The 14,202-nt window shown below is 71.6% G+C and carries 12 protein-coding genes; 5 read left to right on the top strand and 7 right to left on the bottom strand.

What is annotated here, in order from left to right; all coding sequences use genetic code 11:
- Positions 1-7 precede the first annotated feature (7 nt).
- Genes ACWEPL_RS31795 through ACWEPL_RS31780 form a run of 4 tightly spaced genes read right to left on the bottom strand, consistent with a single transcriptional unit; the run spans position 8 to position 3,794 of the window.
- Positions 8-811 (bottom strand): carbohydrate ABC transporter permease, encoded by an 804-nt coding sequence (locus ACWEPL_RS31795; RefSeq protein ID WP_355207921.1) that lies wholly within the window; start codon positions 809-811, stop codon positions 8-10.
- Positions 808-1,698, bottom strand: a complete 891-nt coding sequence (locus ACWEPL_RS31790; RefSeq protein ID WP_350725222.1) for a carbohydrate ABC transporter permease — start codon at positions 1,696-1,698, stop codon at positions 808-810. The genes ACWEPL_RS31795 and ACWEPL_RS31790 overlap by 4 nt, the downstream gene beginning before the upstream one ends.
- The gene (locus ACWEPL_RS31785) at positions 1,689-2,921 is read right to left on the bottom strand and encodes an ABC transporter substrate-binding protein (RefSeq protein WP_452438357.1); all 1,233 of its coding nucleotides are present in this window, start codon (positions 2,919-2,921) and stop codon (positions 1,689-1,691) included. Before ACWEPL_RS31785 ends, ACWEPL_RS31790 begins: the two co-directional genes overlap by 10 nt.
- A gap of 9 nt (positions 2,922-2,930) precedes the next feature.
- Positions 2,931-3,794, bottom strand: coding sequence for a MurR/RpiR family transcriptional regulator (locus ACWEPL_RS31780; RefSeq protein ID WP_350725218.1), 864 nt, complete (start codon positions 3,792-3,794; stop codon positions 2,931-2,933).
- Between the two features lie 112 nt (positions 3,795-3,906).
- On the opposite strand from ACWEPL_RS31780, the gene ACWEPL_RS31775 reads away from it, so the two are divergent.
- Entirely contained in the window at positions 3,907-5,547 is a 1,641-nt protein-coding gene (locus ACWEPL_RS31775) for a bifunctional metallophosphatase/5'-nucleotidase (RefSeq protein WP_452438356.1), read from the top strand.
- Here the strand turns inward: ACWEPL_RS31775 and ACWEPL_RS31770 are convergent.
- A complete protein-coding gene (locus ACWEPL_RS31770) occupies positions 5,531-5,959 on the bottom strand; it encodes a DUF6463 family protein (protein WP_452438355.1) in 429 nt (142 codons plus the stop codon). The genes ACWEPL_RS31775 and ACWEPL_RS31770 overlap by 17 nt on opposite strands.
- 84 nt (positions 5,960-6,043) lie before the next feature.
- Here ACWEPL_RS31770 and ACWEPL_RS31765 point away from each other — a divergent pair, with 84 nt between their 5' ends.
- The gene (locus ACWEPL_RS31765) at positions 6,044-6,604 is read left to right on the top strand and encodes a TetR family transcriptional regulator (protein ID WP_363967233.1); all 561 of its coding nucleotides are present in this window, start codon (positions 6,044-6,046) and stop codon (positions 6,602-6,604) included.
- 6 nt (positions 6,605-6,610) lie between these two features.
- On the opposite strand, the gene ACWEPL_RS31760 is transcribed toward ACWEPL_RS31765, so the two are convergent.
- A complete protein-coding gene (locus ACWEPL_RS31760) occupies positions 6,611-11,566 on the bottom strand; it encodes a tetratricopeptide repeat protein (RefSeq protein ID WP_452438354.1) in 4,956 nt (1,651 codons plus the stop codon).
- Positions 11,567-11,695: 129 nt separating this feature from the next.
- Between ACWEPL_RS31760 and ACWEPL_RS31755 the strand changes: the two genes are divergently transcribed.
- The 3 genes from ACWEPL_RS31755 (at position 11,696) to ACWEPL_RS31745 (ending at position 13,409) form a co-directional block, all read left to right on the top strand.
- A complete protein-coding gene (locus ACWEPL_RS31755; protein ID WP_355207942.1) occupies positions 11,696-12,244 on the top strand; it encodes a hypothetical protein in 549 nt (182 codons plus the stop codon).
- A 33-nt stretch (positions 12,245-12,277) separates the two neighbouring features.
- On the top strand, positions 12,278-12,658 hold the full coding sequence (locus tag ACWEPL_RS31750; protein WP_363967237.1) for a hypothetical protein: 381 nt from the start codon (positions 12,278-12,280) through the stop codon (positions 12,656-12,658).
- Positions 12,659-12,737: 79 nt separating this feature from the next.
- Positions 12,738-13,409 carry a DUF6766 family protein gene (locus ACWEPL_RS31745; protein ID WP_452438353.1) on the top strand — a complete coding sequence of 224 codons (672 nt, stop codon included), beginning with the start codon at positions 12,738-12,740 and terminating at the stop codon, positions 13,407-13,409.
- Here the strand turns inward: ACWEPL_RS31745 and ACWEPL_RS31740 are convergent.
- Complete coding sequence (locus ACWEPL_RS31740) at positions 13,382-14,182, bottom strand: 1-aminocyclopropane-1-carboxylate deaminase/D-cysteine desulfhydrase (protein WP_452438352.1); 801 nt, start codon at positions 14,180-14,182, stop codon at positions 13,382-13,384. The two genes, ACWEPL_RS31745 and ACWEPL_RS31740, sit on opposite strands and share 28 nt — an antisense overlap.
- Positions 14,183-14,202 lie beyond the last annotated feature (20 nt).

Genomic DNA, 14,202 nt, shown 5'->3' with positions numbered 1-14,202 from the left:
TGTTTCCTCAACGGTTCATGCCGGCGGTCAGCCCGGCGACGATCTGGCGCGTGGCCAGGACGAAGAGCACGACCAGCGGGATCGTCGTCATCACCAGGCCGGCGAAGAGCGTCCCCCAGTCGTTCTGGAACTGGCCGAAGAAGTGGGTGAGGCCGACCGGCAGGGTCAGCTTGCTCTCGTCCCGCATCAGGACCAGGGGGTAGAAGAAGTCATTCCAGATCGGCACGAACTGGAAGACCACCACCGTCGCGAGCGCGGGCCGGACCAGCGGCAGCATCACGTGCCAGAAGGTCGCGAACGGGCCGGCGCCGTCCAGGGACGCGGCCTCGTCCAGCTCGTACGGCAGCTGGCGGAAGAAGGCGGTCAGCACGAAGACGTTGAACGGGACCGACCCGGCCGCGTAGACCAGCACCAGCCCGGCCAGCGAGTCCACCAGCCCCATGCTCTCCAGCAGGTAGAACAGCGGCAGCACGCCCAGGTGGGCGGGCAGCGTCATGCCGGAGATGAAATAGGCGGCGAACATGCCGCGGCCGCGGAACTCCCTGCGGCCCAGCGGGTACGCGGCCAGCAGCGAGACCCCGGCGCCCAGCAGCACCGCGCAGACCACGACGACCGCCGAGTTGACCACGTACGTGGAGAAGGACGCCTCCGTCCACGCCTTGACGTAGTTGCCGAACCCGGTGGGCCGGCCGAGCGGCTGGTCGAAGATCTCGCTGGTGGGCCGGAACGAGCTGAGCACCATGACGAGCAGGGGCGCCATGGAGAAGGCGGCGTAGCCCCAGAGCAGGATCTTGATCGCCAGCGCCCTCATGCCTTCCTCCTCAGGACCCGCTCGAGCAGCAGCGTCGAGCCGAAGATGAAGGTGAACATGAAGACCGCCAGCGCCGAGGAGGTGCCCAGCGCGTTGACGTCGCCCGAGGCGAAGGCGGTCCGGTAGAACAGCAGTCCGAGCACGTCCGTCGCGCCCGCCGGGGCGCCGTTGGAGCCGCCGAGCGCGTAGACCAGGGCGAAGGTGCCCATGCTGCCGATGAAGCTGAGGATCGTGACGGTGGCCATGGCCGGCTTGAGCAGCGGCAGCGTGATGCGCCAGAACACCTGCCAGGAGCCCGCGCCGTCGGTCCTGGCGGCCTCGCCGTACTCCTGGGGGATGCCGCCGAGGGCGGCGCTGAACAGCAGCATCGGAAAGCCCACCCACTGCCAGGTGGTGATCATGATGACGGTCGGCAACGCGGTGTCCGGGTCGCCCAGCCACGGCATCGCCAGGCCGAGCGGCTTGAGGAACGCGTTGACCGGGCCGAAGGCGGGGCTGAGCAGCAGGGTCCACAGGTAGCCGATGACCAGGGGGTTGACCAGGTACGGCAGGGCGAACATGGTCTGCAGGGCCCGCTTGCCGCGCCGTACTCGGGACAGCGCGAGCGCGAAGGCCAGGCCCAGCGTGTTCTGCACCAGCATGGTGCCCGCGAAGAGCAGGAAGTTGTGCCCCAGCGCCGGCAGCAGCTGGTCGAGGAAGGTGCCCGACAGCAGGCCGGCGTAGTTGTCCACCCCGGCGAAGCCGCCGCGCAGCGTGCCCTTCCAGGAGAAGAAGCTGTAGGTCAGGCCGGTGAACAGCGGGTAGACCACGAAGGCCGAGTAGAGGAGGAAGGCGGGGATCAGGAACAGGTACGACGATCCCCGCCCCCGCCGCGTGCCTAGAGCCATGTGGACACGCTCTTGTCGAGCCGCTCCGCCGCTTCCTTGGCGGTGATCCGGCCCAGCAGCATCTCCTGCAGCGCCTTGGAGAACACGGCGGCCGAGGAGGGGTTGCCGTAGGCGAACTCGTTCATGAAGTAGGCCGCGCCGTGCTGCTTGAAGGTGGTGGCGACCTCGCCGAGCAGGGGGTCCTTGGGCGTGACGCCGGGGACGGCGGAGAAGATGCGCAGGGTGTCGGTGTAGAGCTGGCCGTAGTCCTTGGAGGCCAGCCAGGCGGCGAACTTCAGCGCCTCGGCCTTGTGCCTGGTCTTGACGTTGATGCCGTAGGAGCCGTCGGTGAACCCGGGCATGAGGCCCTGGCCCTCCGGCGAGGGCGGCGTGAAGACGCCGAGATCGACGTCCTTGGCGTTCTCGTTGAAGAAGTTCAGCTCCCACAGGCCGCCGGGGAACATGGCCGCCTTGCCGGAGGAGAACAGGATCTGCGCGTCGGTGTAGGAGACGCCGGCGGCGTTCTCGGGGAAGTACGGCTTGAGCTTGCCGAGCTGCTCGATGCCCTCGACGAAGCGCGGGTCGGCGAACTTCTTCCGCTTGGCCTTGACGTCGGCGAGGAACTCGTCGCCGCCCCACTGGGCGGTGCCGAAGATGCTCGCCACGATCGGCAGCATCCAGTCGTCCTTGCCGCCGAAGGCGAACGGGATGATGCCCTTGGCCTTGAGCTTCTCGGCGGAGGAGATCATCTCGTCGTACGTCTTGGGCGGGGTGACGCCGTTGTCGGCGAAGATCTTCTTGTTGTAGATCACCTGCAGGGTCTGCACGGCGAACGGGACGCCGTACACCTTGCCGTCCTTGTCGCCCTTGGCGGCGCGCAGGACGCCCTCGTCGTAGCTCGCCAGGCCGGGCACGTCCTTGGCGTCGAGCGGGAGCAGCCGGCCGGCCTCGACCAGCGGCTGCAGCTGGGCTCCGGCGCGCAGCCAGGCCAGGTCGGGGCCGCTGTCGCCGGCCAGGCCGGTGGACAGGATCGTGTCGTACTCGGTGGCGGTGGTGAAGGAGCGCGCGTCGACGTCGACGCCGGGGTTGAGCTTCTCGTACTCGGCGAACATCTTGTCGTAGTTGGCCTCGGGACCCCACCCCCAGACCGAGAGGGTGACCTTGCCCTCGCCGGCACTGGTGGTGGTCGAAGGGGCACAGGCGGTGAGGGCTGTCGCCAGCGCGACAGCGGCGGCGAGGCGCATGGGTGGCTCCTAGCGTGGGGGCAGGCGGTGCTTGGCGACCGCGTCGGTGGCGGCGGTCAGCAGCTGGTTGCTGGTCTGATGGGTGCGTTGGACGACGCCGATGTAGAGGCAGTCCAGGACGAGCATCTGGGTGTGGCGGGCGGCCACCCCGCCGGCGCGGAAGGGGGTGTCCTGCGCGGCGGTGGTGAGGACGATGTCGGCGGCCTCGGCCAGCGGGCTGCGGGGGAAGTTGGTGACCGCGATCGTGGTGGCGCCACGTTCTTTGGCGATGGTCAGCGGCTCGACGACCTCGGCCGTGGTGCCCGAGTGGGAGATGCCGAGCGCCACGTCGTGGCCGTCGCGCGCGTTGGCGCTGCAGACGGCGTTGTGCACGTCGGTCCACAGCGCACCCGGCCGGCCGATGGCGTGCAGCCGCAGGTGCAGGTCCATGGCCACGCCGGCGCTGCCGGCGACCGCGAAGAAGTCGATGAACCTGGCGCGCACCAGGGCGGAGGCCGCCCGGTCCACCGCCTCGAGGTCGAGCTGGGCCGCCGTCTCCTCCATCGCGCGCATGTCGCTGGCCAGCAGGCTGCGCAGCACCAGGCTCGCGGGGTCGTCCGGCGAGAAGGCGATCAGGCTCTGCTCGCGCGGGGTGGCGTCGTTGCGGCCGAGCTCGGCCGCCAGCGCCAGCCTGAGCTCGGGGTAGCCGGCCAGGCCCAGCTCGCGGCAGAAGCGGGTGACGGTGGTGAGTGAGGTGCCGCACCGCTCCGCCAGCTCACCGATGGTCGAGGCGGCCACGGCGGCGGGGTCCGCCAGGATCGTCTCGGCGATGCGCCGGTGGGTCGCGGTGAGGGTGGGCTCGACCCCCCGGATTCTGGCCAGGATCGGTGACATGGGAGGAACCCTCCCGCTTTCCTACATGTATGTCAATAGTTCACATTCAACAGACGATGTTAGAAAATTTCCCCCTTGTGTGATCTGTTGGGAGTATGTCACTTTCGAGGCCATGCGGAACTTCCTCCTGGCGCTGGTGCTCGGGAGCGCCGGCCTGCTGCCCACCCGCGCCGACGCGGTGGACATCCAGTTACTGGCCTTCAACGACTTCCACTCCGGCTTCCCGACCAGCTTCGCCATGACGCCGTCCGGCCCGGTCCCGGCGGGCGGCGCCGAGTACCTGGCCGCCCACATGGACCGGCTCCAGCGCGACAACCCCCACGGCACGCTGCGGCTCGCGGCCGGCGACAACATCTCCTCCAGCACCATGAACGCCACCGCCCTGCACGACGAGCCGGGCATCCAGGCGCTCAACCTGATGCGCCTGGACGCCTCCAGCGTCGGCAACCACGAGTTCGACGAGGGCCTGACCGAGTTCCGCCGGATGGAGGACGGCGGCTGCCACCCGATCGAAGGGTGCGCGCTCCCGGGCTTCAAGGGCGCCGACTTCCCGTACCTGGGCGCCAACATCGTCGACACCACCACCGGCAAGCCCGCGATGACCCCCTACATCGTGAAGGAGGTCAAGGGCGTCAAGGTCGGCATCATCGGCGTCAGCTACAAGAACACGCTGAACGAGGCCCCCGGCCCCACCGCGCCGCTGGAGGGACGCGACGAGGCCGAGGCGGTCAACACGTACGCGGCCGAGCTCAAGGCCAAGGGTGTGCGGACCATCGTGGTCCTGATCCACCAGGGCGGCGGCCAGACCGGCGGCGGCCTGCCCAACCAGTGCAACAACCTGGCCGGGCCGATCAAGGACATCGTGCAGCGGTTCGATCCCGAGGTGGACGCGGTGATCTCGGGGCACACGCACAACGCGTACAACTGCGTGATCAACGGCATCCCGGTCACCCAGACCTCGGGCCACACGCGCGAGCTCACCAGGATCTCCCTCACCGTGGACCGGGCGACCGGCAACCCGACCGCCTCCAAGGCCGAGAACCTCACCGTCACCCACGACGTCAAGCCGGACGGCCAGATCGCCGCCCTGCGCCGCAGGACCGACGAGCAGGGGCAGAAGCTGCTGGACCGGCCGGTCGGCCTGCTCGCCCGCGACCTCACCGCCCAGCGCAACGCCGCCGGTGAGTCCACCGTCGGCCACGCCCTGGCCGACGCCCGGCTCTTCGCCACCTCGGCCCCGGAGAACGGCGGCGCCCAGATCGGGATCCAGCCGCCCTACGGCGGCGGCATCGGCGGCGACCTGATCGTCAACCCCACCGGCAACGAGATGTCGAACCTGGTGACGCACGGCAAGGCGCTGCGCGTGCAGCCGTTCAGCAACATGCTCGTCACCATGACGCTCACCGGCGCCCAGCTGGAGCGGCTGCTGGAGCAGCAGTGGTGCGGCCAGGGCACCGCGCGCGTGCTCGGCGTCTCCCAGGGGCTCACGTACACCTACGACAACGCCAAGCCCGCCTGCGACCGGATCGACCCGGCCACCGTCAAGCTCAACGGGACCGTCGTCGACCCGGCCGCGAAGTACCGCCTGACCGCCAACTCCTTCATCGCGAACGGCGGCGACGGCTTCTCGGTGCTGACCGAGGGCACCGACCGGGTGGAGAAGGTGCGCGACATCGAGGCGTTCGAGTCCTACATCCGGGCGAAGAGCCCGCTGCAGGCCCCGGCCCTGGGCCGGGTCACCCGCCTGAACTAGGACCAGGGCGGTCCCGGGCCGCCACGATGATGAGCGCCCCGGAGACCGTCCCGGCGAAGAACGGGGACGGCACGAGCAGGACGCCGCCCAGCGCACACCACGCCGCGACACCCCAGCCGAGTCCGGCGGGCACCGCCACCCCTCGTCCGGCCAGGTGCCAGATCAGGCACCCCAGGAGGAACAAGGGGACGGCGAAGCCCCCCGGACCGGCCCAGAAGACGAGCTTGTTCTGCAGGGACTCCACCGTCTGGGCGCCGCCCGTGAATTCGAGCGGGACGGCCGCCCACAGCCCCCGATCCGCCCAGCCGGCGACGTCGCCCCAGGCGAAGAGCGCCAGCAGGGACAGGTGCCCCGCGCCCAGCACCAGCATGATCCCGCTCGCCCAGCGGAGCAGCCGCTTCTTGGAGTCCATCGTGACACCCTTCTATGTTGGCCAACACAGGCTATATCGCCCGGCATATGCTCTGTCATCCGGCATGCCTGGTTAGATGGCCGCATGGCCACGCGACGCATCGAGAGCGCTCAGGAGAGCCGCCGGCTGCTGGTGACGGCCGCGGCCGAGCTCTTCGCCGAGAAGGGATACCGGCAGACGAGCTTCATCGACATCGCCGACAAGGCCGGCATCAGCCGCGGCTCCATCCCCTGGCACTTCGGCAACAAGCTCGGCCTGCTGGAAGCGGTGGTCGACGACCAGGTCCAGGCCGTGCCGAGCGGCTTCCCCGCGCCCGCCGGTGATCCGCTCGACCAGGTCATGGGCTTCATCCGCCGGCCCGCCACGCGGCTGTTCATCACCCTGCTCGCCGAGGCCGTGGAGGTCGGCTCACCGATCCGCGAGCACTACGCCCGGCTCCACGCGGCACTCCGGCAGGGGGTGCTGGCCCGGATACCGGCGGACGCGCTGCCCCCGGGCACCGACCCGGAGGCGTTCGCGGTCCTGCTGGTGGGGGCCGTCATCGGCGTCCACGCCCAGTGGCGGGTCGCTCCCGAGGCGGTGGACCTGGAGTCCGTCCAGGCCACGCTCCGCGCCCTGCTGCCGGCGGGCCTCGGGCACGCCTGACCTGGCTTACCCGATCTTGGCCAGCAGCGACGAAGCCGTGGGGACGAAGGACGGGTCGCCGGTCTCCACCGCCGTCCGCAGCAGCCGCCGGGCCAGCTCCATGTCACCCCGCGCGTACCTGATCTCCCCCATCCGGCAGGCGGCCTCGGCCACCAGGTCGGCCTGCTCGGTCAGCCCCAGCGTGAGCTCGTAGTAGCGCAGGGCGCCGTCGTGGTCGCCGAGCCAGTAGCACAGCTCGCCGAGGTGCGCCGCGGCCAGCCCCGACTCGGCGTCCCCCGCGTCGATGACCCGCTGGTACCAGGTGAGCGCCTCGGGGAAGTCCCGGTTCCGCTTGGCCAGTGCGCCCAGGTACATCGCCGCGAGCGCGCTGAAGTGCCCCTCGGCCTCCTCGACGCCCCGCAGGTACCACTGCCGGGCCCGCTCCTCGTCCTCCTCGTGGTACGTCTGCCCCAGCGCGATCGTCGCCCGGGCCGCGAGGTCGGCGTCGCCGGCGTCGAGCACCCGCAGGTACGCCTCCCGCCCCTCGTCCACCAGCCCGGCCCCGACCAGCGTCTGCGCCAGCGTGGCCAGCGCGATGGGCTCGCCCCCGGCGGCGGCCGCCCGCAACGTGTCCAGGGACGCCTCGGTCTCCCCGCGGTTGCCCTGCAGCATGCCGAGCAGGCTCCCGAACACCCCGCGGATGGGGCTGTCGGCGTCGGCCGCCGCCCGCTGCGCGACGTCGAAGAACGCCTCGGTGTCCCCCTCGTCGTCGAGCAGTTCGAGCAGCCTGCCGCCGGCGACGAACCGTACGTCCGCGTCGTCGTCCCGGCTGAGCCGTTCGTAGATCGCCCGGGCCTCGGCGTGCTCGCCCAGCTCGGCCAGCCGGTCGGCGACGTCCAGCTCGGTGAACGCCCCCCGCCCGGCCAGCTCGAAGTACGCCCGTACGGCGGCCGGGTCCTCACACCGCTCGCCGAGCTCGCGCGCCACGGCGGCGGCCTCGTCGCCCATCAGCCGGAGGATCCGCACGGCCAGGTCGTGCTCGCCGCGGTCGGACGCCTGGTGGGCGAGCACCCGCAGGTTGCCCGCCGCCACCTCGGAGCCGGCGCCCGCGGCGGCGGCGAACGCCTGGGCGGCGCCCATGTGGTCGTCCTCCTCGTACAGCCAGATACCGAGCTGCACGCCGCCCCGGTCCACCGCGTCGGGCGCGCCGGACTCCATGGCCAGCCGCACCTCCCGGACGGCGCCGGCCGTGTCGCCCAGCCCGCGCAGGGCCTTGGCGAGGTCCACGCGGATGCCGGCCGAGGTGCCGGGGAAGCCGGTCTCCACGCCCCGCCGGTACATGAGGGCCGCGTTCTCCAGGTCGTCCCGCGCCTTGTACGCGTCGCCCCATGCCCAGTAGCCCATCGACACGGTCTCGGGGTCGCCGGTGCCGACGGCCCGCTCGGCCTCCTCCACCACCGCGTCGTGGTCCTCCATGAGGAGCAGGTGGGCGATCAGGTGGCGCTCGCTCTCGAGGTCCCCGGCCGCCGCACCGGCGGTCAGCGCCTCGCGTACGCCCTCGGCGTCGCCCCGCGCGTTGAGGAGGTCGGCCAGCACGACGGCGGTGGCGGGCATCGCGGCGCGGGCCGCCTCGATCGCCCCGTCGAGGTCGCCGCGGCGGTGGCGGAGGATGGCGATGTTGCGCCAGGCCATCTCGGCCGTGCGCGGGTGTCCGGTGGCGGGCAGGGTGCTCAGCTCGGCCCGGCAGTGCTGGCCGCGCTCGGCGAGGACCACGCCGAGGTCCACCGCGGCCTGCGCGGCGAGGTCGGGCTCGCCCAGCTCGACGACCACCCGGCAGAGCGCCGCGGCCGCGTTCTCGTCGTCCAGCCCGCGGGCCCGCTCAAGGGTCTCGGCGAGGGGTTCCCGCCGATCCTGCGGGTCCGCCGCGGCCACCAGCCGGCGTACGGCCTTCGCGTCGTCCTCTTCGAGCGCGAGCAGCGCCTCGGCCATCAGCTCCGACCCGGCGAACTCGGTCAGCGCCGCGACCGCCCCCTCCCGGTCGCCGTCGTCGGCCAGCACCCATCCGCGTTCCTTGGCCGAGGCCGTGCCGAGCCGGACGCGCGCGACGGCCGTGAACCATTCGTCGTCGTCCAGGGCGACGACCCGTTCGTAGGCGGAGCGGGCGTACTCGTCGTCGCCCGCTTCGGCCAGCGTCCGGCCCGCCCACACCAGCGCACCGGACGCGGACTCGGGGTCGGCGGCCACGGCCCGCTCGAACGCCTCCCGCGCCCCCAGCACGTCGCCCGTCCTGGCCAGCAGCTCCCCGAGCACCTGTTCCTCGAGCGTATCGCCCGAGCCGGGCGTCAGGAGGGACAGGGCGGCGCTCAGGTCGCCGTGGTCGCGGAGAACGACGGCGAACTTGAGCCGCCCGGCCGCGCCGAACTCCTCCGTCATCAGCTCACCGGCCTCCTGCGCCGCCCCGCTCGCCACGAGCACCTCGGCGAGCCGCACGGTCGCGTCCTTCCTGCGCGCCTCGCTCAGCTCCCCGAGCGCTCCCCGGTAGGCGGCGGCCGCCTCGACCAGCAGCCCGAGCTCCTGCCGCACCTGCCCGATGTCGCGCAGCGTGATGGCGGCCAGGCGCTCGTTGTCGCCCTCCGCGACCTGCTCCCACGCCTCCAGAGCCCCGCGCTTGTCCCCCGCCTCGTTCCGCAGCGCGCCGAGGTAGCAGCCCGCCTCCTGCCGGTAGTTGGGGTGCCCGGCGGCCAGCACCAGCGAGAGCGCCGCGTCGGCGGCGGCGATCTCGCCGCGCCGCTGCCAGGCGTGCGCGCTCTCCATGGCCAGCATGCTCACCAGGAACGCGTTGCCCTCGTCGTCGATCTCCGCCAGCGCCTCGGCGGCGGCGTCGAGGTCCCGGTCGAGCAGGAACCGGGCAAAGCGCCCCATCTCCTTCGGCTCCCCCGTCGCCAGGTCGAAGGCCGCCCGCGCGGCGGCAAGGTCGTCGACCCGCACCCGGTGCAGCCCGAGCAGCCAGGCGCTGCGCGAGCGGTCGTCCGCGGAGGTCTCCTCCTCGATCTGCCTCTCGTGCAGCCGGCAGACGGCCAGCAGGTCGCCCTGCCGCTCCAGCACCGTGAACAGCGAGGCGGCCGCCTCGATCCGCAGCCCGCGGTTACCGCCGTCCATGGCCGTCGTGTACGCGGCCCGCGCCTCGCCCAGGTCGTGCTCCGTGACGAGCCCGCCCAGCGCGTACCCCACCCACGGCGCCAGCACCGGATGCCCCTCCGCCGTGGCCCGGCGCAGCAGGTCGAGCGAGGCCTCCTCGTCGGACAGCACCTCCTTGCAGATCACCGCCGTGTACGACAGCGCCAGCGGGTCCCCGCTCTCGGCCGCCGACTCGAACAGCTTGGCCGCGTCCGACAGGTCGTACCCGATCGAGGCCAGCACCTGGGCGAACACGGCGGCGCCGATCGCCGCGACGGCGGGATCGGGATGGTCCATGGCCGCGCGGTAGCGGACCAGCCCCTCCTCCCTGCCCAGTCGCTGGTGGTCGAGCATCGCGCCCAGCACGGGGTGCGCCTCCTCGCCCGACTCGCGCAGCAGGTGCAGCAGGAAGACCGCGCTGAAGCCCTGGAGCACGTCGTCGCCCTCGGCCACGTACGCGAGCAGCTCGTCGGCCTGCTCCCGGTCGCCCTCGCCGATCTCCAGCTGGGCCAGCGTCGCCATGGCCCTGAGCGACTGCGTGGCCGCGCCCGAGTCGGCGGCCCCGCGCAGCAGCAGCCTGGCCCCGGCCACGTCACCGGCCTGCAGGCGGGCCAGCCCCTCGTCGGTGTCCTGGAGCGCCTGCTCCTCGACGGGGTCGGCCAGCGGCTGCTGCCTGGCGGCGTGCTCGAGGAGCAGCGTGGCCTTGAACGCGGCGTCGGGGTCGTCGTGCCCGGACGCGAACCGCGCCAGCTCCATGGCCTCGTCGTACACCTCGGGATGCTGGTCGAGCAGCAGGCCGAGCAGCGTGACGCAGATCGACGCCCACTCGTCCTCGCCCGCCTCCAGCACCGCGCGCAGCGCGGCCAGCGCCTCGGCCGTCTCGCCCGCCTCGACGTGCATCTGGGCCAGGCATGCCTGGGCCTGCACGACGTACTCGCGCTGCCCGCTGGCGATCACGCGGCGGAAGATCGCCTTGGTCTCCTCCACGTCGCCCAGCGACGCGGTCACCTTGGCCAGCTCGATCAGCGACGGCAGCCGGATGTCGGGCCTCGGGTCCTCGGCGGCCACGCGGTAGGCGGCGGCGGACTCGGCGTACTCGCCCAGGTCCACCAGCACCGCGCCGAGCAGCTTGTGCGCCATGGCCAGGTGGTCGGGGTGCCCGACGGCGATGGCGTGCTCGCACACCTGCCTGGCCTGCTCGAACTCCTCCTCCTCGGCGTAGATCTGGTACAGCCGGAACGCCGACAGCGACACCACGTCGGGGTCGCCGCAGGTCAGCAGCGCCCGGAAGTCATCCTCGTCCTCCGCCTCCTCATACAGCTCGCGGGCCGAGGCCGGGTCCTGGAAGTGGAACTCGGGCAGCTCCAGCCGCGCGGCCAGCTCGGCCACCGCCGGGCTGTCACACCTGCGGGCCCGCTCCAGCGCCTCCTGCGCGCCCTCCACGTCGCCCAGCTGCGTGAGCACCAGCACCATCGCCGTGTCGGCGAGCGCGGCCACCTCGAAGTCGGCCCCGTCGGACGCGATCGTCAGCACCCGGTGCGCCGCCGGCCACTCCTTGGCCGCGACCAGCATCATGCCCATGGCGATGGCCGAGCGCTGCCCGAACACCGGGTCGCCCGACTGGATCACCGATCTGTGCGCCGCCTCGGCGCCGTCGAGGTCCCCCTGCTCCTGCAGCAGGCCCGCCAGCAGGTGGGAGGCTTCCGGGTCCCCTGTGGCCGCGATCTGCCTGAACAGCGCGGCGGCCTGGTCGAGGTCTCCCGCTTTCCAGTGGCCCATGGCCGCGTCGAGCTGTTCTGACGCCATTGCTCACTCCAAAGTCATCCAACAATGTGAAAAAGCTACACATGTGTCACGTCCGTCACAGGCCATTTGTGGAGATGGCGCGTGCTTATGGAGCCCCCGCCGGGCGGGGGAGGCCGTAGCGTAGTCCTCATGGGCAAGGCGTTCTGGATCGATCAAGAGTTCGACAGAGACCGTGACGGGCGCTATGCCGTACACGTTCGCAAGAATCTGGAAGAGTTTGAATGGGGTGACATCGCCCCCGTCAGGTTCGCGTGCGCCGCGTGGCGGCTGGCCACGCCGCCGGCGCTGACCCCCGGTTACGTACGGTGGGACCGGCGCGTGCTCGACGCCACCTGCCACCGCAACACCTGGGACGGCTCGCTCTACGCGCGGGTCAGGGTCGTCTCGCCGCTGCCCGAGGAGCTGACCCGCTCGCGGGCCTGGTGGCGCGACCGGGGGTGGCTGGGCTGGCAGGAGACCTTCGGCCAGTACGTCGAGCCGACCCAGCAGGACCTGGCCCGGCACCCGTTCCTGCGGACCTCGCTGCTCCTGGAGGTGCCCGTGCCCCTGGACGACCTGCCGCCCGAGCCCGAGGGGCCGCACGACGAGGTCGAGCAGCGCGCGCACCGGGCGGTGGTGGTGCTGACCCGCGAGCTCAACGCGCTGGTCGCACCGGTCCTCGATCAGCTCGGGGGCTAGCATGCGCGGATGATCCGCGGGTAGCGGAGGTCCATGAGGAACCTGCTCATCTGGCCGGCGCTCGCGCTGGTCGCCGCAGGCTGCGCCCCTGACACGGGCGCTCCGGCGCGGGCGGCCGAGCGCTTCCACGCGGCCCTCTCCGCGCATCACGAGGACGCCGCGTGCGCGATGCTCACCCGCAAGACCGCCGAGAAGCTCCCCGATCCCGGCCAGACCTGCGCCGAGGCGCTGCGCGAGGCGAAGCTGGGGCCGGGCGGGTCCGTCACGTCGGTCAGCGTGTGGGGCGACGCCGCCCAGGTGCGGCTGGCCGGCGACACGCTCTTCCTGCACCGCTTCACCGACGGCTGGCGGGTCACGGCCGCCGGGTGCGAGCCGGTGCGCGACCTCCCCTACGACTGCGAGGTGGAGGACTGATGCGGGCGATGTTCACGATCACCATGCTGATCATCGTGGTCGGCCTGGCGTTCTTCTTCGTCGTGGGGCTCTCGCGGCTATGAGGTGGGTCAAGGAGAACTCGCTGGCGCTGGTCTTCCTCGCCATGTTCCTGCTCTCGCTGGGCGGACAGGCCGTGGCCGGGATGCTGCAGTACAACGACCTGCAGCGGGTCGAGGGGGCGGAGCCGGTCTCGTTCGCGCAGTACGTGACGTCGTCCCCGTTCGCGGTGGACGTCTCGGAGAACTGGCAGTCGGAGTACCTGCAGTTCCTGCTGTACATCATGCTGACCGTCTGGCTCGTGCAGAAGGGGTCGCCCGAGTCCAAGACGATGGAGAAGGTGGGGACGGAGTCCGAGGAGGAGCAGCGGATCGGGGCACATGCCGGCCCGCGCTCTCCCCGGTGGGCCAGGGCCGGCGGGCTCAGGCTGTGGGTCTACAGCAACTCGCTGGGGCTGGTGATGGGGACCATCTTCGTCCTGTCGTGGCTGGCGCAGTCGGTGACGGGGCAGGCGGCGTACAACTCGGATCGGCTCGGCGACCTGCGCGACCCGGTCTCGTGGTGGTCGTACGTGACCGCGCCCGAGTTCTGGGACCGGACCCTGCAGAACTGGCAGTCGGAGCTGCTCGCGGTGCTGTCGATGGTGGTGCTCTCGATCTACCTCCGGCAGCGGGGGTCACCCGAGTCGAAGCCGGTGGGGGCGGCTCACGCCGAGACGGGTGTGGAGGGCTGACCGGTGATCACGGCGACGATGCGGGTGCCGTCGGGGAAGGCGCCCTGCCGGGCGAGGTCGAGGATCCCGTAGAGCATCTTCGCCACATAGATGCCTTCAACACGATATTTCCCGATAAATGCGTCCAAAGTGGGGGTCGACTTGGCGTAGCCGCCGAAGTGGTAGTCCAGGTTGAGCTCCCAGTTCGCCCAGGTGCGCCCGTACGCCTCCCGCTGCAGCCTGGCCACCTCGCCCGCGAGGAAGCCCGCCCCCTTCAGCACCGCGAACCCGATCGCCCGCTTCCCCTCCGGCAGCCCCGCCGAGATCCCGGCCAGCGTCCCGCCGGTGCCGACCGGGCAGCATATGACGTCGTACTCCGCGGAGATCTCCCCCGGCAGCTCGGCGCACCCGCGCACGGCGGCCGCGTTGCTCCCGCCCTCGGGCAGGATCGCCACGTCGTCGCCCCAGCGCGCCCGCAGCCCCGCCAGCACGCCCTCGGTGTGCTTGAGCCGGTAGGAGGCCCGGTCGAGGTAGGTCAGGATCATCCCGCACGCCCTCGCGTGGGCGAGCGAGGGGTTCAGCGGCAGGCGCTCCTCGCCCCGGATGACCCCGATGGTCTCGATCCCGTGCCGCCGCCCCGCCTCGGCCACGGCCCTGATGTGGTTGGAGTACGCGCCGCCGAAGGTCAGCAGGCGGGAATGGCCCAGGTTGTACCGGAGTTTGCGGGGTTTGTTGTCGTCGTGCATCAGGAACAACCGGACCCGGCCGAGCCCGGGATCCAGGAGCTCTTCCATGGCGCTAGTCTACGGTCGAG

The sequence above is a fragment of the Nonomuraea sp. NPDC004186 genome, from assembly GCF_053603495.1.
This window is presented reverse-complemented; position numbering and strand designations above follow the sequence as displayed.